The 18,182-nt window shown below is 72.0% G+C and carries 17 protein-coding genes and 1 riboswitch; of the genes, 10 read left to right on the forward strand and 7 right to left on the reverse strand.

Annotated features, from left to right (window positions below; translation table 11 throughout):
• Nucleotides 1-160: 160 nt before the first annotated feature.
• Nucleotides 161-2,410, reverse strand: a complete 2,250-nt coding sequence (locus SACE_RS02760) for a helicase-associated domain-containing protein (protein WP_009945210.1) — start codon at nt 2,408-2,410, stop codon at nt 161-163.
• Between the two features lie 276 nt (nt 2,411-2,686).
• Between SACE_RS02760 and SACE_RS02765 the strand changes: the two genes are divergently transcribed.
• From SACE_RS02765 to SACE_RS02780, 4 genes are all read left to right on the forward strand, one after another.
• Complete coding sequence (locus SACE_RS02765; protein WP_009945209.1) at nt 2,687-2,872, forward strand: hypothetical protein; 186 nt, start codon at nt 2,687-2,689, stop codon at nt 2,870-2,872.
• Nucleotides 2,873-3,087: 215 nt separating this feature from the next.
• Complete coding sequence (locus SACE_RS02770) at nt 3,088-4,542, forward strand: NAD-dependent malic enzyme (protein WP_009945208.1); 1,455 nt, start codon at nt 3,088-3,090, stop codon at nt 4,540-4,542.
• A gap of 21 nt (nt 4,543-4,563) precedes the next feature.
• A complete protein-coding gene (gene moaC / locus SACE_RS02775; protein ID WP_009945207.1) occupies nt 4,564-5,043 on the forward strand; it encodes a cyclic pyranopterin monophosphate synthase MoaC in 480 nt (159 codons plus the stop codon).
• 120 nt (nt 5,044-5,163) lie between these two features.
• Nucleotides 5,164-6,267: a molybdenum cofactor biosynthesis protein MoaE gene (locus SACE_RS02780; RefSeq protein WP_011873093.1), complete on the forward strand. Its 1,104-nt coding sequence runs from the start codon at nt 5,164-5,166 to the stop codon at nt 6,265-6,267.
• A gap of 766 nt (nt 6,268-7,033) precedes the next feature.
• Here SACE_RS02780 and SACE_RS02785 read toward each other — a convergent pair.
• From SACE_RS02785 to moaA, 3 genes are all read right to left on the reverse strand, one after another.
• The gene (locus SACE_RS02785) at nt 7,034-7,639 is read right to left on the reverse strand and encodes a transglycosylase family protein (RefSeq protein WP_009945204.1); all 606 of its coding nucleotides are present in this window, start codon (nt 7,637-7,639) and stop codon (nt 7,034-7,036) included.
• A gap of 1 nt (nt 7,640) precedes the next feature.
• A riboswitch (cyclic di-AMP (ydaO/yuaA leader) is annotated at nt 7,641-7,799 on the reverse strand.
• 1,316 nt (nt 7,800-9,115) lie between these two features.
• Nucleotides 9,116-9,403: a MoaD/ThiS family protein gene (locus tag SACE_RS02790; protein ID WP_009945203.1), complete on the reverse strand. Its 288-nt coding sequence runs from the start codon at nt 9,401-9,403 to the stop codon at nt 9,116-9,118.
• Between the two features lie 4 nt (nt 9,404-9,407).
• Nucleotides 9,408-10,457, reverse strand: coding sequence for a GTP 3',8-cyclase MoaA (moaA, locus tag SACE_RS02795; protein ID WP_009945202.1), 1,050 nt, complete (start codon nt 10,455-10,457; stop codon nt 9,408-9,410).
• A 191-nt stretch (nt 10,458-10,648) separates the two neighbouring features.
• Between moaA and SACE_RS02800 the strand changes: the two genes are divergently transcribed.
• The 5 genes from SACE_RS02800 (at nt 10,649) to SACE_RS02820 (ending at nt 14,636) form a co-directional block, all read left to right on the forward strand.
• Nucleotides 10,649-11,047 (forward strand): TOBE domain-containing protein, encoded by a 399-nt coding sequence (locus tag SACE_RS02800; protein WP_009945201.1) that lies wholly within the window; start codon nt 10,649-10,651, stop codon nt 11,045-11,047.
• A 2-nt stretch (nt 11,048-11,049) separates the two neighbouring features.
• Nucleotides 11,050-11,808: a molybdate ABC transporter substrate-binding protein gene (modA, locus tag SACE_RS02805; protein WP_029621503.1), complete on the forward strand. Its 759-nt coding sequence runs from the start codon at nt 11,050-11,052 to the stop codon at nt 11,806-11,808.
• Between the two features lie 65 nt (nt 11,809-11,873).
• Nucleotides 11,874-12,644: an ABC transporter permease gene (locus SACE_RS02810; RefSeq protein ID WP_029621502.1), complete on the forward strand. Its 771-nt coding sequence runs from the start codon at nt 11,874-11,876 to the stop codon at nt 12,642-12,644.
• 40 nt (nt 12,645-12,684) lie between these two features.
• Nucleotides 12,685-13,845 carry a sulfate/molybdate ABC transporter ATP-binding protein gene (locus SACE_RS02815; RefSeq protein ID WP_009945198.1) on the forward strand — a complete coding sequence of 387 codons (1,161 nt, stop codon included), beginning with the start codon at nt 12,685-12,687 and terminating at the stop codon, nt 13,843-13,845.
• A gap of 26 nt (nt 13,846-13,871) precedes the next feature.
• Nucleotides 13,872-14,636 (forward strand): HAD-IIA family hydrolase, encoded by a 765-nt coding sequence (locus tag SACE_RS02820; protein ID WP_031334217.1) that lies wholly within the window; start codon nt 13,872-13,874, stop codon nt 14,634-14,636.
• 9 nt (nt 14,637-14,645) lie between these two features.
• Here the strand turns inward: SACE_RS02820 and SACE_RS02825 are convergent, their stop codons facing one another.
• From SACE_RS02825 to SACE_RS02835, 3 genes are all read right to left on the reverse strand, one after another.
• The gene (locus SACE_RS02825; RefSeq protein ID WP_009945196.1) at nt 14,646-14,984 is read right to left on the reverse strand and encodes a hypothetical protein; all 339 of its coding nucleotides are present in this window, start codon (nt 14,982-14,984) and stop codon (nt 14,646-14,648) included.
• A 91-nt stretch (nt 14,985-15,075) separates the two neighbouring features.
• Nucleotides 15,076-15,474: a YccF domain-containing protein gene (locus SACE_RS02830; protein ID WP_021341410.1), complete on the reverse strand. Its 399-nt coding sequence runs from the start codon at nt 15,472-15,474 to the stop codon at nt 15,076-15,078.
• Nucleotides 15,475-15,656: 182 nt separating this feature from the next.
• Complete coding sequence (locus SACE_RS02835) at nt 15,657-16,442, reverse strand: PhzF family phenazine biosynthesis protein (RefSeq protein ID WP_009945192.1); 786 nt, start codon at nt 16,440-16,442, stop codon at nt 15,657-15,659.
• A gap of 90 nt (nt 16,443-16,532) precedes the next feature.
• Between SACE_RS02835 and SACE_RS02840 the strand changes: the two genes are divergently transcribed.
• Nucleotides 16,533-18,149, forward strand: coding sequence for an AMP-binding protein (locus SACE_RS02840; RefSeq protein WP_009945191.1), 1,617 nt, complete (start codon nt 16,533-16,535; stop codon nt 18,147-18,149).
• Nucleotides 18,150-18,182: the final 33 nt, after the last annotated feature.

Consider the following 18,182-nt stretch of genomic DNA (forward strand, 5'->3'; position numbering starts at 1 on the left):
CTCACCGGACCGAGCCGCGTCGGCTCCCTTGCTCCTCGGATACCCCACCTGATCGACGATCACACCTCTGATCGTCGATCACTCATCGCGCTACGCCGCACGACAGTCATCCGCGCTGCGCGCGGATGGCGCTTCGCGCCCCGCAACGCTGCGCGTTGCGTCACTCCTCGACCAGGGCCACCGACGTGATGCGGTGCAGGGGGAAGGTGCCCGTCGAGTCGCCGCTCTGGTCCAGGCCCTGGAGCACGCCGCCGCCGACCCGCACCGGCCGCACGATCCGCTGCGTCGCCACGCCGTGCGAGTCGACGAAGCCCAGCCACACGCTGCGGCGCTCCCGCGCCGCGTCGCGCAGCAGCTGCAGCGTCGCCTCGGCGCTGGGTCTCCCGCGCTCGGGGCTCACGGCGCTGCCGCGCCGCGCCGCCCCCGCGCGGTCGCCCGCCCGCACCTGGCCGACCAGTTCGACGAGCTGCGCGTCGCTGGGTGCCGACATCGCCGCGGGCGGGTTCGGGCGGTTGCGCCCGCGCACGCGTTCTCCGCTCGCCCGCAGGTCGAGGACCTGCCCGTCCGGGCCTTCGGCCGCCGGCGAGAACCCGGCACCGCGCAGCCCGTCGACGACGTCGGCCAGCGGCAGGGGGCTGACCAGCACGGTGGGGGCGATCTTGCGCAGCTCCAGTTCGTGCACGGCCGGGTTCGCCAGGACCTCCGCCAGCAGCACCGGATCGTCGCAGCGCAGGAAGGCCGACGCGGTTCCGGCGCGCAGCTGTCCGTGCCGGCGCGCGACGTCGTCGATCAGGTAGGTGAGCGACTGCGGAATCGGCGTGCGCGAGCGGTTCCGGAAGAGCGCGTGCAGGTCGTCGGCCGTCCGTCCGGCGTCCAGGGCACGCCGGACGCTGCTCTCGCCAACCCGGTAGACGGTGGCGCTGCCCGCCGACTCGACGTCGGCGACCAGCTTCATCTCGGCGGCCAGGTCCGGTTCGAGCCTGCCGGGGGCGACCACGGTCAGGTCGGCCTGGACCAGCACGTGGTCGAGCGCCTCCGGCAAAGCCACGTGCCTGGCGGCCTCCGCGCCTCCGTCGGTCAGCAGGACCCGGCCGGCGGTGGAGAGCGCGCCCATGGCGGTGATGCCGAGCACCGCCGCCTCCGCCAGCGTCCAGCGCACCAGGTCGTCGCGCAGCCGTCCGCCCTTGCGCGGCGCACGCCACGCGAGCACCGCGGCCAGGTCGTCGGCGCCGCGGACTCCGTGCCCGGACGGCAACTCGTCGAGGACGTCGAGGACGCGGCGCCGGTCCTTCGGGGCCAGCGGCCGGCGCAGGTCCTCCGACAGCGGCCCGAGCAGCCGGTCCTTCTCGTCGCGGGCGCCGATCAGGCCGGGGAGCCGGGGCAGGTCGAGCCACGACTGGGCGAGCGCCGCCCAGCGGGTCTCGGGCATCGAGGCGAGCCAGCTGTCGGACTGGTAGGTCGGGATCCAGCGCGGCTCGGCCTCCTCGCTGTTGGCGACGAGCCCGGCCGCGACCACGAGTTCGGCGATCAGCCCCAGCCTGGTCTCGTCGACCTCCATCGCCTTGCCCGCGCGACGCAGGTCGCGGACCCCGACACCGCCGGACTTCAGCACGTCTGGCGGGTCCTGGCCCCAGAGGTCGAGGAGCAGCTCGACGTGGCGCAGCAGTTCCAGCACCTCGCCCGCCGCCGTGGAGTCCACCGCGGAGGCCCCGGCGTCGGTCAGGTCCAGCAGCGGTTCCTCCGGTTCCACCCGGCCCATCGGGTGGTCGCCGCGCACGGCGAACGCGAGCTGGCGCGGCAGCTCGACGGTCTCGGCGTCGCGACGCAGCAGCAGGCCCTTGGCCAGCAGCCGCTGCACCGGGTTGACCGCGCGTTCCAGCGGTGTCTGCGCGGCGGCGTCCCGGGTGCGGCCGATGGGGGAGCCATCGGCGAGCTTGCCGATCAGCCTGCGTTCGTCCTCGTCGAGTTCGGCGATCGCGGCTTTGGCCTGCGCCTCGGTGAGGTTCTCGGCGGGACGGCCGAGCCCGGCGGGGAACGTCGGCAGCGCCTCGCGCACCGCGGGGGAGATCGACAGCGCGTCGTCGTCGCCCCAGACCAGGGCGCGGGAGCGGAGGTCGTCGAGCGTGCGGCGGGTGCGCTGCGGGGTGACGTCGACGCCGAGCAGTTCGGCGGCGGCGCCCAGGGAGGCCGCCTCCACGTCGGCGTCGAGCAGGACGAGCGCTTCCAGGGTCGACAGGGCGAACGCGTCGAGGTCCTCGCAGGCCCGGGCCACCGAGGACCGGACCCCGGCGCGGGTGGCCAGCACGCTGCTGTCCGCGGGCGGGGGCGTGGCCAGGTCGGGCCGCATGCGCAGCAGTGCGACGAGGTCGTCGTCGCTGCGTTCGCGCAGCCAGTCGGCGAGTGCAGGCATCCGTTCCACGATACCGAGCGCGGGCCCGGAAACGACCCTCGCTGTGACGCCCGACAGGCTGTCGCCGGTCCGCCCTCGCGCGCCCGGAGTCCGCCCGTACACCCCAGCCGTCCGCCCGGTCGCCGCCGCGGCGGCTCGCGCCCCCGGGCGCCCGCCCGCGCGCGCCCGCCGGCGGGCCCGGTCACCCGGTGTGTCCCCGGCAACCCGTGGGTGAGTCCGGGCCGGGTATCCGGCAAACTGGAACTCGCAACAGCCTGAGTGGTCAGGAGGAATGAAGTGGCCGGAAAGACCAAGAAGGACCGCATCGACCCGTCGTGGCCGAAGGTCGGTGACGGGGAGCACCCCGTGAGCGAGTTCCTCGCCGACAAGCAGGGCGCGCTGTCCCCGTTCGGCGACACCAGCTTCCCGCTGTCGACCGAGACCGTCCCCTACACCCACCCGGTCACCAAGATCAACAAGTAGATCCGCCGGGCTGTCAACACCTCCGGCCGGAAACCGGCCCGGATATCCCTCACATTCGTGAAAGTTCTAGGATTTTTCGTGCCGGGTGAACTTCGGTCGCTTTAGAGGTCCGCAAGGGCTTCACCCCGGATTGGTGACCTGCTCCGGCGGCCGCCGCGGTCGTCCGGAGCGCGTCGCCCGGCCAAGTCCGAAGACTCTTGCGACAGGGGTGTGCCATGCCGGTTCCAGGTCCGGGTTATTCGATCACCGTCCGCGTCGAGGCTCCGCCGTCCGCGAGCGCCGCCGGTGACCTGACCGGTTCAGTCGGCCGCGCGGGCGGTGTCATCACCGCCTTCGACGTCGTCGAGTCCCACGCCGACCGGATCGTCGTGGACATCACGTGCAACGCGCTGTCGGCCGACCACGCCAACGACATCACCGACGGCCTGCGGGAGCTGCCCGGCGTCACCGTCCGCAAGGTCTCGGACCGGACGTTCCTGGTGCACCTCGGCGGCAAGATCGAGGTCAACTCCCGCGTCGCGCTGACCAACCGCGACGACCTCTCCCGCGCCTACACGCCCGGCGTCGCCCGCGTGTGCACGGCGATCGCCGAGAACCCCGAGGACGCCCGCCGCCTGACGATCAAACGGAACTCGGTCGCGGTCGTCACCGACGGCTCGGCCGTGCTCGGTCTCGGCAACATCGGCCCGGAGGCCGCGCTGCCGGTGATGGAGGGCAAGGCGGCGCTGTTCAAGAAGTTCGCCGGGGTCAACGCCTGGCCGGTGTGCCTGGACACCCAGGACACCGAGGAGATCATCCGCGCCGTCGAGCTCATCGCCCCCGTCTACGGCGGCATCAACCTCGAGGACATCGCCGCGCCGCGCTGCTTCGAGATCGAGCGCAGGCTGCGCGAGAAGCTCAACATCCCGGTGTTCCACGACGACCAGCACGGCACCGCGGTCGTCGTGCTCGGTGCGCTGCGCAACGCCCTGCGGGTGGTCGGCAAGGACCTGGCGGACTGCCGCGTCGTGGTCTGCGGGGTCGGCGCCGCCGGCTCGGCGATCATCCGGCTGCTGCAGAAGAAGGGCCCGGCCGACGTCATCGCCGTCGACATCGACGGCATCGTGCACACCGGTCGCGGCGACTCCGACCCGAACCTGCAGTCCATCGCGGCCAACACCAACGCCGAGGGCCGCACCGGCACGCTGTCCGACGCGGTCGCCGGTGCCGACGTGTTCATCGGCGTCTCCGCGCCGAACCTGCTCAACGCCGAGGAGGTGGCCACCATGAACTCGGACGCGATCGTGTTCGCGCTGGCCAACCCGGACCCGGAGATCGACCCGCTGGAGGCGCAGAAGCACGCCAAGGTGGTGGCCACCGGTCGCAGCGACTACCCGAACCAGATCAACAACGTGCTGGCGTTCCCGGGTGTCTTCCGCGGTCTGCTCGACGCCCACGCGCACGAGATCACCGACGACATGATGATCGCGGCGTCCAACGCGATCGCCGACGTCGTCGACGGCGAGCGGCTCAACGCCTCGTTCATCGTCCCCAGCGTGTTCGACTCGGCGGTCGCCCCGGCGGTGGCCGACGCGGTGCGCAAGGCGGCGACGGCCGGCCGGACGGCCAGGCCCGCGCCGGTCGGCGGTTCGTCGCTGCCGTGGTCCATGGCCGAGGACCTGGAGTACTGAACCGCGGACTACGCTCGTCGTATGGCGCAGAGCGATCTCACGCACGTCGACGAGGCGGGCGCGGCCCGCATGGTCGACGTGTCCGGCAAGCAGGTGACCGCCCGGACGGCGGTGGCGAGCGGAGTGCTTCGCACCACCGCCGAGGTCATCGGCCTGCTGCGGCGCGACGGGCTGCCCAAGGGCGACGCGCTGGCGACCGGCAGGCTCGCCGGCATCATGGCCGCCAAGCGCACGCCCGACCTGATCCCGCTGTGCCATCCCATCGCGCTGTCGGGCGTCAAGGTCGACCTGGAGGTCGGTGACGCGGAGGTGCGGATCACCGCGACCGTGCGCACCACCGACCGCACCGGCGTCGAGATGGAGGCGCTCACCGCCGTCACCGGCGCCGGGCTCGCGCTGCACGACATGATCAAGGCCGTCGACCCCGCCGCCGTGCTCGACGCCGTGCGCGTCGAGCGCAAGGAGGGCGGCAAGACCGGCACCTGGGTACGCGAAGAGTGAAGCAGTGCTGGGACGGTCCCGCCGGTCGGGTGTAACCGGCCCGCGGAGTCGGCTCCCGGGTCCGTGCGCCGACCGGGCCGCCGGTCCCCGCAGGTACCCACTCCGAGACGGGAGAAGTCCATGACGCGCACAGCTCGCGTGGTCGCGGCGTCGAACCGGGCCGCCGCCGGTGTCTACGAGGACCGGACCGGGCCGGTGATCGTGGAATGGCTGCGGGCCCGCGGCTACGAGTCACCTGACCCCGCGGTCGTCCCGGACGGCGAGCCGGTGGGCGCGGAGCTGCGCCGCGCGGTCGCCGACGGCGTCGACGTCGTGATCACCACCGGCGGCACCGGCATCAGCCCGACCGACCGGACGCCGGAGGTCACCGCCGAGGTGCTCGACTACCCGATCCCGGGCCTGGCCGAGGCGTTGCGCTCGGCGGGGCTGCCGCAGGTGCCGACGGCGGTGCTGTCGCGCGGTCTGGCCGGGGTCAGCGGTCGGACGCTGATCGTGAACCTGCCCGGTTCGCGGGGCGGCGTCAGCGACGGGCTCGGTGTCCTGGAGGGCGTGCTCGACCACGCGGTGGACCAGATCCACGGCGGGGACCACAAGCCGCACGGCGGGGCGGCCGCCTCCCACGGCGCCGTCACGTCGCATGGCGCTGTTGCGTCGCATGGGGGCGTCGCGTCGCACGGCGTTGGCGAGCCTCACGGTGGCATCGGGGAGCCGCACGTCGGCTCTGTCGCGGCTGACGGCTCCTCCGGCGGCGCGGTCGCCGCCGGCCAAGACCTCGGGCGCGCAGCGCCCGCTCGCACCCAGGCGTCCGTCCTCCGCGCGGACGTCGTCGACGAGGCGATCGACGTCGACGAGCTCTCGCGGCTCGTCGAGCACCGCGCCGCGGGCGCCGTCGTGACCTTCGGTGGAGTGGTCCGCGACCACGACGGAGGCCGCGGCGTCCGGGAGCTGGAGTACACCGGCCACCCCAGCGCGGGCGACGTGGTCGCCGAGGTCGCGCGCGAGATCGCCGCCCGCTTCGAGGGCGTGCGCGCCATCGCCGTCGCCCACCGCATCGGCCTGCTCGCCATCGGCGACGTGGCCCTGGGCTGTGCGGTCGCCGCCGAACACCGCAAGCAGGCCTTCGACGCGTGCTCGGAACTCGTCGACGAGGTCAAGCGCCGCCTCCCGATCTGGAAGCGCCAGGTCTTCGACGACGGCTCCGAGGAATGGGTCAACTGCCCCTGACGGCAGGAGGGGCTTGTGCGGGACGGGCAGGGACTGCGGCCCGTGCTCGCTTCACTCCGGCTCGGCTCTGCCGCCCTGGCTCGGCTCAGCTCTGTCAGGTCCGCCTCGGCTCTGTTCGCCCGGCTCGGTCTTTGCCGGACCTGGCGCGCTCGGCCTCGGCTCTGGCTGGCCCGTTCGCGCTGACCGGCTCGACTGACCCGACTCGATTCGAGCTGACCGGCTCGCCCCGACCTGAGCCGCTTCGGCTTGGCCCCGCTCGGCTCTGTCCGACCAGTGGCGGCACGGTCTGATCTGGCCCGGATCGGGCTACCTGACCTGTCTCGGGCTGACCTGGCCACTGGACCATGTCTGCCCCGGCTCGTCTCGGCGTGCCCCGGCCCCGCTCTATCCGGCTCGTTTCGAGCGACTTGGCCTCACACCTGGCTCGACTGCTTGCCACGTGGCTGCTCGGACTAGCTGGCTTGATTCGGCCTGGCTGGCTCGACTCGCCCGTCCCTCCACACATCGGATCCGACACGCCCACGGCGTGTCGTGTCCTTGCCTGAGGACCGGCCCACTGGTGCTTCGGTACGGCGTTTGGTCGCCTCGGTGCAGGTGTGGTGCACCGCTTGGTCATCGGAGGGGATCACGGTCTGGAAATGACGGAACCCCACCGCTGGGGGATGGCGATGGGGTTCCGAGTTTCAGGGGGCGCGTCGCGTCAGCATTCGGGGCGCTGACGCGACCCGCGCTCCTGGGGTCCGTCCGGCCGTCAGGCCGGCCCTGCTCACTTGATGTCGAGCTTCTGGCCCGGGAAGATCAGGTTCGGGTCCTTGATGATGTCGCTGTTGCGCTCGGCGATCTTCTTGTAGTCGACGCCGAACTTCTCGCCGATCTTGCCGAGCGTGTCGCCCAGCTGCACCGTGTAGTCGCCGCCGCCGGTCTGCACCGGGCTGGTGGTCTTGGTCTGGGTGCGGGTCTGGGTCTTGGTCTCGGTCTTGGTGACCTTCTTGGTGGTCTTGGTGCTACCACCGCTCCAGTTCAGCTTGGCGCTGCAACCCGGCCACGCGTTCTTGCCCTGCGACGCGAGGACCTTCTCCGCGACGGCGATCTGCTCCTCGCGGGTGGCGTCCTTGGCGTTGCTCGCGTACTGGGTACCGCCGTAGGCAGCCCAGGTCGAGGGGGTGAACTGGAGGCCGCCGGAGAAGCCGTTGCCGGTGTTGGCGCTCCAGTTGCCGCTGCTCTCGCACTGCGCGAGGGCGTCCCAGTCGGCGGCGTTGGCGGGGGCGGCGATCGCGAGCGGGGTGGCGATCACGGCACCGGCGACGGCGACGCGAGCCGCGGCACGAGCGGCATTGGAGGGTTTGCGGTGCTTGCCGTGGTAACGAGCCATGTTCCTCTCTCCTGCCGCGCCTGCGAAGTGAGCTGTCGGGTTCGGGCTGAGAGGCAGCCCGGCCGGTCCTCGGACCGGCTTCACCCCTAGGGCGTTCGGGGCGCCCAGTGGTGGTTCCCCCGCCCCTGTCCGGTTTTTCCTGTTTCGGGGATCCGGAGGCCCGCCGGACAGGGCTCGGCGCTGCGGGCTTCCGGGTTCTCGCTTGGCCGGTTCGGGGCCGACCGAGGAGCGACACTACGTAATCAACGAGCCGATCGGAAATCTCTGCTTATGTGACGGTGGTCACAGTAACGCTGCGGTTGGGTGATCCGATCCGAGGTATCTGTGCTGATCAGCGCGTCGTTATCAAGTCGTGTCCGGCCCGAGATCGATCACCGTCAGTGAGGCGTGGGTCACCCTTTTTCCGCCGTTGCAACGTCGGTGTCAGCCTGCCGTAACGCCGAATTCGGGCTCCCAGGGCGGGATTCCGACCCTTGATCAACATCACTGATCGAGTTCACGTGGACGCGATCCGTGATCGAAGTGCGTGGTCGCGCGGTCGCCTCCGCTCGACTCGCGCGACCGCGTCGGAGACGATCTGCGCGCCAGGCGCGAGACATCGGACGTATTCGAGCCATGTGCGCAGAGCAGTCGAACACATACCGACATCACACGAGCGGGTTATCCCGACACGCCAAGTGCGTGTTGTATACGCGCATGCGCGCGGGCGCGGGCGCGCGGGCAGGTAGATAAGGAATGGTCGCGGGCGTCATCGGAGGGACTCGTGTTCGCCGCGGGCGGACGGCGGGGTTCCGCCCGGGAGGCGACTTGCGGAGCGGGTATGGCGCGATCTCGGCGATGCGGGCTGTGACGAGAGGCCGAACAGCCCGCGAGCCGTGATCGGATCTGCGGTCGGCGCGCGGTCGGCTCGGCGGCGCCAATGCTGATCATTCCGCGGCGGCGTTGGCCTGACCGCGCGGTGGCGGGATGCGCGGTAGCGGCGTCTATAGGGCTGTGTGCCTGCGCCTCAAGGCGCGGCTCGCTGGGCGTGCCGTATGTCGGGGCGCGCGGAGGGCGAATCGCGTTGACGGCCTCGCCCGACGACCACCGGCACATGCCGCCCGGCCGCGCGCGGTCCGCGCAGTCCAGCCTCCTGCACGGCCAACCGTCTCGTCCGGGCGCACGGCCGCTTACCAGGGCTCGCGCGGTTTGAGGCGCCGGACGGCCTACTGGCCCGCGTTGCCAAGCTGCCTCGGGTCACGCCTTGCGGCCTACCGCGCCGGACCGCCTACCGGCGCCCGCCCCGCTGGCCGCCCAATCGGCGATCGACTGGCCGCATGCGCGGCTACTGCTGGGCTGCCCGCCGCCTACCGGCGCCGACGCCGCCTACCGGCGGCCCGGCTCGTCCGGCCACTGCGCCAACTCGCCAACCGGCGCCCGTGCTGCCAGGCCGCCCGGTCTGCCGCCGGCGGCCCGCCACCGCGCTGCCGCCCCGGCTCAGCCGCCGGCGAAAGGGGGTAGGACGTCGAACTCCGCGCCGTCGGGGATCTCGACGGCGCGGTCCCGGACGGCTACGCCGTCGAGGAGGAAGCTGCAAGCGGGCACCACCTCGGCGAGTCGCTCGCCGTGGGTGCTGAGGACCGCCTCGATGAGGTCCGACGCCCGCACCGGCCGCCCGTCGGCGGGCCTGGCGAGGCGCACGACCTCCTCCGCGACGCCGGCGGCGGCGCGCGCCCCGGCGAAGTAGCGCACCTTGACCGCCAGGTGCTCCGACACCGCCGTCATCGGCTCAGCCCCCGATCGCGCTCATCGGTCGCGACGGCTGGGCGAAGCCCTCGGTGTCCATGCCGTGCCCGGCCTTCTTCGCCCACATCGTCTCCTGCCACAGCCTCATGATCTCCTCGTCGCCCGCTCCCGCCCGCATCGGCCCGCGCAGGTCGGTCTCGGTGGTCGAGAACAGGCACGACCGCAGCTGCCCGTCGGCGGTCAGCCGGGTGCGGTCGCAGGTCGCGCAGAACGGCCGGGTCACCGAGCCGATGACGCCCACCGTCGCGGGCCCGCCGTCGACGAGCCAGCGCTCGGCGGGTGCCGAGCCGCGTTCGGCGGTGTGCGGGGTCAGGTCGAACTCCGCGCCGAGCATCTCCAGGATCTCTTCGGCGGTGATCATCTGTCCGCGGTCCCAGCCGTGCTGCGGGTCCAGCGGCATCTGCTCGATGAACCGCAGCTGGTAGTCGTGCTCGACGCAGTAGCGCAGCAGGTCGCACGCCTCGTGGCCGTTGAGTCCGCGCATCAGCACCGTGTTGACCTTCACCGGTTCCAGCCCGGCGGCCTTGGCCGCCTCCAGTCCTTCGAGGACGTCGGAGAACCGGTCCCGGCGGGTCAGCTCGCGGAACGTGTCGCGGTCGAGCGTGTCGAGCGAGACGTTGACCCGGTTCAGGCCGCCGCGCTTGAGCGCGTCGGCGTAGCGGCCGAGGTTGATGCCGTTGGTGGTCAGCGACGTCTTCGGCTTCGAGGGCAGCTCGGAGGTGGCGCTGATGATGTCGACGAGGTCCTGGCGCAGCAGCGGTTCTCCGCCGGTGAAGCGGACGTTGGTCACGCCGAGCTCCTCCACCGCGATCCGGATCAGCCGGATCATCTCGCCGGTGTCGAGCAGTTCCGAGCGCTTGAGCCACGGCAGCCCCTCGGCGGGCATGCAGTAGGTGCAGCGAAGGTTGCACTTGTCGATCAGCGACACCCGCAGGTCCCTGGCTATGCGGCCGAAGCGGTCCACCAGGTGCGGGGTGTCGGGGCGAGTCGACATGTCGGTCGTGGGACGCACGACCGGGATTCCCAGGTCCACCGCGGTCACCTTCCGACCCTAACGCGCTCGGGCGCTGATTTCGATCGGCGCGCAGGCATTTGTACTGGTTCTCCGAAACCGGCATCTGCCCAGGTAGTGGCATCGGAGGATGCTACGAAACCGATCACGGTGACGCGTTTGCGGGCCACAACCCTGGTTGCCTCCGCCTTTGCGGACGTATCGTCTCTGCCGTGCCGCACTATCGGATTTCTGAGGTCGCCGGACTGCTGGGCGTCAGCGACGACACGGTGCGCCGCTGGGTCGACGGCGGCGCCCTTCCCACCGGTCGGGACGCCGGCGGGCGCATCGTCGTGGACGGCGCCGCGCTCGCCCGCTTCGCGCGGGACCAGGCCAAGTCCACCCCGGACCCGTCCGGGGTGGGGCGCTCGGCGCGCAACCGGCTCGTCGGGCTGGTGACCGAGGTGGTCTCGGACCGCGTCATGTCCCAGGTGGAGATGCAGTGCGGCCCGCACCGCGTGGTGTCGCTGATGAGCACCGAGGCGGTGCGGGAGCTGGGGCTGGAGCCGGGAGTGCTGGCGGTGGCGGTGGTCAAGTCGACGACCGTCGTAGTGGAGACACCGGGAGAGTGATGATGTCGCGGATCAGGCCGGCGGTGGCGGGGCTGGTGGCGGTCCTGCTGCTCGGCGGCTGCGGGCAGGCGTCCCCGCAGCAACAGCAACAGGAGCGGACCTTGACCGTGCTGGCCGCGGCATCGCTGACCGAGTCGTTCGACGAGATCGGCAGGCGCTTCGCTGCCGAGCACCCGGGCGTGCGTGTCCAGTTCGACTACCAGGGCTCGTCGACGCTGGCCGAGCAGATCAACCAGGGGCGCAGCGCCGACGTGTTCGCCTCCGCCGACACCAGGAACATGGACAAGGCCGCCGCGAACCTCGCGGCCCCGGCGGAGACGTTCGCGACCAACCGGCTGGCCATCGCCGTGCCGAAGGGCAACCCCGCCCGGGTCGCCTCGCTGGCCGACTTGGCGGCGGCCGGCCGGGTCGTCGTGGTGTGCGCGCCGCAGGTGCCGTGCGGTTCGGCGACGGAAAAAATCGAGCGTGCCGCGGGCGTGCGGTTGCGGCCCTCCAGCGAGGAGGACGACGTGAAGGCGGTGCTGCAGAAGGTCTCCGCGGGCGAGGCCGACGCCGGGCTCGTCTACGTCAGCGACGCCCGGTCCGCGGCGGGCGAGGTCGACTCCGTGGAGTTCCCCGAGTCGGGCAAGGCGGTCAACACCTATCCGATCGCGGCGCTGAAGAACGCCCCGCAGGCCGAGCTGGCCAAGCAGTTCCTCGCCTACGTGCGCGGACCCGTCGGCCGCGAGGTGCTCACCGCGCACGGGTTCGCGACGCCGTGACGCCCGCAGCCGGGGTCGAAGAGGGCCGGAAGCGGTCGCGGCGCTCCCGCGGGCACCAGGTCGCGGTGCCCGGTGTGCTGTGGGTGCCCGCGATGCTCGGTCTGGCGCTGATCGTGCTGCCGGTGGCGGGCCTGTTCCTGCGGGTCGACCCGGTGCGGTTGCCTGCGCTGCTGAGCAGCGACGCCGCGCTGAGCGCGCTGGAGCTGTCGGTGCGCACCGGACTGATCTCGACCGCGCTGGCGCTGGTGCTCGGCGGTCCGCTGGCCGTGGTGCTGGCCAGGTCGGGGATCCGCGGAATGCGGGTCGTGCGCGGGCTCGTGCTGCTGCCGCTCGTGCTGCCGCCGGTGGTCGGTGGCCTGGCGCTGCTCTACCTGCTTGGCCGGACGGGCCTGGCGGGGCAGGCGCTGGAGGTCGTCGGCGTCCGGCTGCCCTACACGACCGCCGCGGTGGTGCTGGCCCAGACGTTCGTCGCGATGCCGTTCCTGGTCGTGGGGCTGGAGGGTGCGCTGCGCACGGCCGGCGCCCGCTACGAGCAGATCGCGGCGACCCTGGGCGCGGGGCCGTGGCTGGCGTTCCGGCGGGTGACGGTGCCGCTGCTGCTGCCCGCGCTCGGGTCCAGCCTCGTGCTCACCTTCGCCAGGGCGCTCGGCGAGTTCGGCGCGACGATCACGTTCGCGGGGAGCCTGCAGGGCACCACCCGCACGCTGCCGCTGGCCATCTACACCACGGCGCAGTCCGATGTGGATGCCGCGGTGGCGATGTCGTTGCTGCTGGTGGTGGTCGCGCTGCTGGTCATCGTGGTCGCGCGGCCGAAGGCCGTGGAGGGGCAGTCGTGACGGGAGCGTTGCCGGGTGCGGTCCGGCCGGAGGTGTGGTCATGAGCCTGCGGGCCGACATCGAGGTGCGGCGCGACGAGTTCGCGCTGGGCGCGGAGCTGACCGTCGCGCCGGGCCGGGTCCTGGCGGTGCTCGGGCCGAACGGGGCGGGCAAGTCGACGCTGCTGTCGGCGTTGTCCGGCCTGCTCACGCCCGACCGGGGACGCATCGAGCTGGGCGGGCACGTGTGGCTCGACACCGAGCGGCGGGTCCGGGTGCCGACACACCGCAGGGGTGTCGGGCTCCTCGCGCAGAACGCACTGCTCTTCCCCTACCTGACGGCCCTGGAGAACGTCGCGTTCGGACCCCGTGCGTCCGGGCTCGGCAAGGCCGAGGCCCGGCGGACGGCCGCGCACTGGCTGTCCGAAGTGGACGCCGCGGAGCTGGCCGACCGCAAGCCCGGGCAGCTCTCGGGAGGTCAGGCGCAGCGGGTCGCGCTGGCGCGGGCCTTGGCGGCGGACCCGAAGCTGCTGCTGCTCGACGAGCCGCTGGCCGCGCTCGACATCGACGCCGCGCCCGCGATGCGAGGACTGCTGCACCGCGTGCTGCGCCGGCAGCAGCGCCCGACCGTGCTGGTCACCCACGACGTCCTCGACGCCGTGGTGCTGGCAGACGAACTGGTCGTGCTGCTCGACGGGCGGATCGTCGAGGCGGGGCCGACCAGGCAGGTGCTCTCCCGGCCGAGGGAGGCGTTCACCGCGCGCATCGCCGGGCTCAACCTGCTGCCCGGCGTCGCCGCGGACGGCGGGCTCGAGCTGGTGGGCGGCACGACGGCGAGCGTGGCAATGGAGCCAGGCAGCGGAGCGGCCGGCGGGGCCGAAGGCCAGGACGGCGCCGCCGTCGCGCTCCACGGCCGGGTCGCCGAGCCGCTGGAAGCCGGCGAACCCGCCGCGGCGGTGTTCGCGCCGTCGGCGGTCGCGGTGCATCGGGATCGCCCGCACGGCAGCCCGCGCAACACGATCCCGGTCCGCCTCACCGGTCTCGAACCGCGCGGTGACGTGGTGCGGGTGCGAGGCGCGGTGCGGGACTGCCCGCTGGCCGCCGACGTCACGCCCGCCGCCGTCGCCGACCTGTCGCTGGTCCCGGGTGACGAGGTCTGGTTCGTGGTCAAGGCCGCAGAGGTGGCAATCCACCCCGTCTCCGGAGGATCATCTGGGGCGTGACTGAACCAGCCCCCTGGACCTACCTGATGGACATGGACGGCGTGCTGGTGCACGAGGAGCACATGGTGCCCGGCGCGGACACCTTCCTCAACGCACTGCGCGAGCACGACATCCCGTTCATGGTGTTCACCAACAACTCGATCTACACCCCGCGCGACCTGCGGGCCAGGCTGCACCGCACCGGCCTCGACGTGCCGGAGGAGGCGATCTGGACCTCCGCGCTGGCCACCGCCCAGTTCCTGGAGAAGCAGCGGCCCGGCGGCTCGGCGTTCGTCGTCGGCGAGTCCGGGCTGACCACCGCGCTGCACAACATCGGCTACGTCCTCACCGACCGCGAGCCCGACTACGTCATCCTCGGCGAGACCAGGACCTACAGCTTCGAGGCGATCACCAAGGCGATCAGGCTGGTCGAGGGGGGCGCCCGGTTCATCGCCACCAACCCCGACGAGAAGGGCCCGAGCCGGGAGGGCACGCTGCCCGCCACCGGCGCGGTCGCCGCGCTGATCGAGCGCGTCACCGGGCGGGCGCCGTACTACGTCGGCAAGCCGAACCCGCTGATGATGCGGTCGGCGCTGCGGCAGCTCGGGGTGCACTCGGAGAACACGCTGATGATCGGCGACCGGATGGACACCGACGTCCGGTCGGGGCTGGAGTCCGGGCTCCAGACGATCCTGGTGCTCTCGGGCATCTCCGACGAGCACACCGCGGAGCTGTTCCCGTACCGGCCGACCAAGGTCGTGCGTTCCATCGCCGACCTGATCGAGCACGTCAAGGACCCGTTCTGGGCCTGAGGCGGCGCGTCAGGCCGGGGGTGACGTCTTCGCGGCGCGGACGTCGTCACCGCCCGGCCGCCGGCCGGCGGCCGCGGCGCGTTCGGCGCAGCAGGGGCACTCGTGCTCTGTCGTCGCGCCCGGTGCCCGGTTGAGCTCGTCGGCGAGCCGCTCGGCGGCGTCGCGCACCATTTCGGCGCGACCGCCGATCGAGCCGCCCCAGTGCCGCTGCGCGGCGGCGAGCCGGTCGAGCAGGTCCGACTGCAACCGCAGCCGTTCGACCTGTTCCCAGGTCGCAGTGCCGTCGCGGCGCCGCAACACCCGTTCGATGACCGCCGCCACCCGCTCCAGTTCGAGGTCGGTGATCATGTGCCCCCCTGGTCTGGTGAAAGCCGGACACCAGATGGGAGGGGCGCGCGACCCGCTACACACGGAACTGTGACGCAACTCACTTCATGGGTCAGCGCACGTGGTAGAGCCGATGCGCGTCGGTGTCGACGATGCGCTTGCCCAGCGGGAACAGCGACACCGGCACCAGCTTGAAGTTCGCGACGCCGAGCGGGATGCCGATGACCGTCACGCACTGCGCCAGGCCGGTGACGATGTGCCCGAGCGCCAGCCACCAGCCCGCCAGCACCACCCACAGGACGTTGCCGACCATCGAGAACGCGCCCGCGTCGGGCTCGTCGGCCAGCCGCCTGCCGAACGGCCACAGCGCGAAGTTGGCCATCCGGAACGAGGCGATCGCGAACGGGATTCCCACCACCGTGATGGCCAGCACGGCACCGGCCACCACGTAGCCCAGCGCCATCAGCAGGCCGCCGAAGATGAGCCAGACGATGTTGAGCAACAACCTCATACCACCAGCCTGACACCCGTCGGGCCCGACGCACTCGGGTGCGACCCCGAGATTCCGCCCCGGACCCTCAGGGTTTCTTCGAACTCACTTTGCGTAGCGGTTCCGGCGGCGCCGGTTGCGCGGGTGGGCCAAGCGGCTGCGCCGCGTCGAAGAAGCGTCAAAGGCGGACCCCGAGAGGGTGATCACGCCAGCAGTTCGCCTTCGAGGACCGTGACGGCTCGGCCGCGCAGGCCGACGCGGTCGCCGCGCAGGGTCATCCGCACCGTGCCGCCGCGGGCCGACGCCTGCTCGCCGACGAACTCGGCGCCGTGGCCGGTGCGGTCGAGGCGGGTCGACCACCACGCGGCCAGCGTGCAGTGCGCGGAGCCGGTGACCGGGTCCTCCGGGATGCCGACGCGGGGCGCGAAGACCCGGCTGACGAAGTCGACGCCGTCGTGGTCGCCGGGGGCGGTCACGACCACGCCCGGCTTGGGCACCTGCACCAGCGCGTCGAAGTCGGGGTGCAACGCCCGGACCTCCGCCGCCGACGCCGCCCGCACCAGCAGCTTCGTGGCGCCCTCGGCGACCTGCTCGATGGTGATGCCGGGCAGTCCCGCGGTCAGCTCCTCCGGCGGCTCTACCGGTTCGGGCACGTCGACGGGGAAGTCCATCTCGATCCAGCCGTCCTCGCCCGCGGTGCAGCGCAGCTCCCCGCTGGCGGTGTCGAACAGCTGGTCACCGCCGAGGACGTGCGCGGTGGCCAGCGTCGCGTGCCCGCACAGGGGCACCTCGGTGTCCGGGGTGAACCAGCGCAGCGGCTTGGCCGGCGCGTCCCCGCCCACCACGACGAACGCGGTCTCGGAGTGCTTCAGCTCCGCCGCGACGGACTGCATCCACGCCGCGTCGGCGGGCGCGTCGAGCAGCACCACCCCGGCCGGGTTGCCGCTGAAGGCTCGGTCCGTGAAGGAGTCGACGACGTAGGCGCGCACGGGGGCACTCTATGGGAAACGACGGCTCGACTCGGCGCGGATGCCCGGGTGAAGATGCCGTGGTCCACGTCACGACAACGAGGAGGCGGTATGCCTGCCGAACTCAGCTATGCCTCGGGAACCTCCGACGTGCCGCTGCTCGGCGACACCATCGGCGGGAACCTCGACCGGACGGCCGCGCGGTTCCCGGAGCGAGACGCGCTGATCGAGCACACGACCGGGCGCCGCTGGAGCTACCGCGAGTTCGTGGCCGATGTGGACGCCCTCGCGCTCGGCCTCCTCGGCGCGGGCATCACCAAGGGCGACCGGGTGGGCATCTGGTCGCCGAACCGGGCCGAGTGGACGCTCGTGCAGTACGCGACGGCGAGGATCGGCGCGATCCTGGTCAACATCAACCCGTCCTACCGGGTGCACGAGCTGGAGTACGTGCTCGACCAGGCCGGGATCCGGATGCTGGTCTCGGCGCGGGCGTTCAAGACCTCCGACTACGTCTCGATGGTCGAGCAGGTGCGGGCGAAGTGCGCGGCGCTGGAGCGGGTCGTCTTCCTCGACGGCGACGAGTGGGACGCGCTGTTCGACCGCGACGGCGACCCGGCGCGGCTGGCCGCGATCGAGCTGTCGGCCGACGACCCGATCAACATCCAGTACACCTCGGGCACGACCGGTTTCCCCAAGGGCGCGACGCTGTCGCACCACAACATCCTCAACAACGGCTTCTTCGTCGGCGAGCTGTGCCGCTACACCGAGGCCGACCGGGTGTGCATCCCGGTGCCCTTCTACCACTGCTTCGGCATGGTGATGGGCAACCTGGCCTGCACCAGCCGCGGCGCGGCGATGGTCATCCCGTCGGAGGGCTTCGACCCGCGCACCGCGCTGGCCGCGGTCGCCGAGGAGCGCTGCACCTCGCTCTACGGCGTGCCGACGATGTTCATCGCCGAGCTCGACCACCCGGAGTTCGCCGACTTCGACCTGTCGTCGCTGCGCACCGGGATCATGGCAGGCTCGCCCTGCCCGGTCGAGGTGATGAAGCAGGTCATCGACCGGATGGGCATGGCGGAGGTGGCGATCTGCTACGGCATGACCGAGACATCGCCGGTCTCAACGCAGACCCGCGCCGACGACTCGCTGGAGCGGCGGGTGTCCACGGTGGGCCGCGTCGGTCCGCACCTGGAGGTCAAGATCGTCGACCCGGCGACCGGGCTGACCGTGCCGCGCGGCGAGCCCGGCGAGCTGTGCACCCGCGGGTACTCGGTGATGCTGGGCTACTGGGAGCAGGCCGACAAGACCGCCGAGGTCATCGACGCCGCGCGCTGGATGCACACCGGCGACCTGGCGGTCATGGACGCCGACGACTACGTCGGCATCACCGGCCGGATCAAGGACATGGTGATCCGGGGCGGGGAGAACATCTACCCGCGGGAGATCGAGGAGTTCCTCTACACCCACCCGGACATCCTCGACGCGCAGGTCGTAGGTGTCCCGGACGCGCGGTACGGCGAGGAGCTGATGGCCTGGGTGCGGCTGCGGGAGGGCGCGGCCGAGCTCACCGTTGAGGCGTTGCGCGAGTTCTGCACCGGCAAGCTCGCGCACTACAAGATCCCGCGCTACGTGCACGTGGTCGAGGAGTTCCCGATGACCGTCACGGGCAAGGTCCGCAAGGTCGAGATGCGGGAGGAGGCCAAGCGCCTGCTCGGCCTCGACACCTGAGGTGCGGTGCGGGCCACGGCGATGGCGGGGTTT

Source organism: Saccharopolyspora erythraea NRRL 2338 (assembly GCF_000062885.1).
Taxonomy (GTDB): domain Bacteria; phylum Actinomycetota; class Actinomycetes; order Mycobacteriales; family Pseudonocardiaceae; genus Saccharopolyspora_D; species Saccharopolyspora_D erythraea.

Excerpts from the sequence above, each read along its gene's own strand:
- SACE_RS02790 (WP_009945203.1), bottom strand. The coding sequence starts at position 9,403 with ATGACGGCGGTGTCGGAGCACCTGGCGGTCAAGGTGCGCTACTTCGCC.
- SACE_RS02780 (WP_011873093.1), top strand. The coding sequence starts at position 5,164 with ATGACGCGCACAGCTCGCGTGGTCGCGGCGTCGAACCGGGCCGCCGCC.
- moaC (WP_009945207.1), top strand. The coding sequence starts at position 4,564 with ATGGCGCAGAGCGATCTCACGCACGTCGACGAGGCGGGCGCGGCCCGC.
- SACE_RS02785 (WP_009945204.1), bottom strand. The coding sequence starts at position 7,639 with ATGGCTCGTTACCACGGCAAGCACCGCAAACCCTCCAATGCCGCTCGT.
- SACE_RS02820 (WP_031334217.1), top strand. The coding sequence starts at position 13,872 with ATGGACATGGACGGCGTGCTGGTGCACGAGGAGCACATGGTGCCCGGC.
- SACE_RS02815 (WP_009945198.1), top strand. The coding sequence starts at position 12,685 with ATGAGCCTGCGGGCCGACATCGAGGTGCGGCGCGACGAGTTCGCGCTG.
- SACE_RS02770 (WP_009945208.1), top strand. The coding sequence starts at position 3,088 with ATGCCGGTTCCAGGTCCGGGTTATTCGATCACCGTCCGCGTCGAGGCT.
- modA (WP_029621503.1), top strand. The coding sequence starts at position 11,050 with ATGTCGCGGATCAGGCCGGCGGTGGCGGGGCTGGTGGCGGTCCTGCTG.
- SACE_RS02830 (WP_021341410.1), bottom strand. The coding sequence starts at position 15,474 with ATGAGGTTGTTGCTCAACATCGTCTGGCTCATCTTCGGCGGCCTGCTG.
- SACE_RS02840 (WP_009945191.1), top strand. The coding sequence starts at position 16,533 with ATGCCTGCCGAACTCAGCTATGCCTCGGGAACCTCCGACGTGCCGCTG.
- SACE_RS02825 (WP_009945196.1), bottom strand. The coding sequence starts at position 14,984 with ATGATCACCGACCTCGAACTGGAGCGGGTGGCGGCGGTCATCGAACGG.
- SACE_RS02760 (WP_009945210.1), bottom strand. The coding sequence starts at position 2,410 with ATGCCTGCACTCGCCGACTGGCTGCGCGAACGCAGCGACGACGACCTC.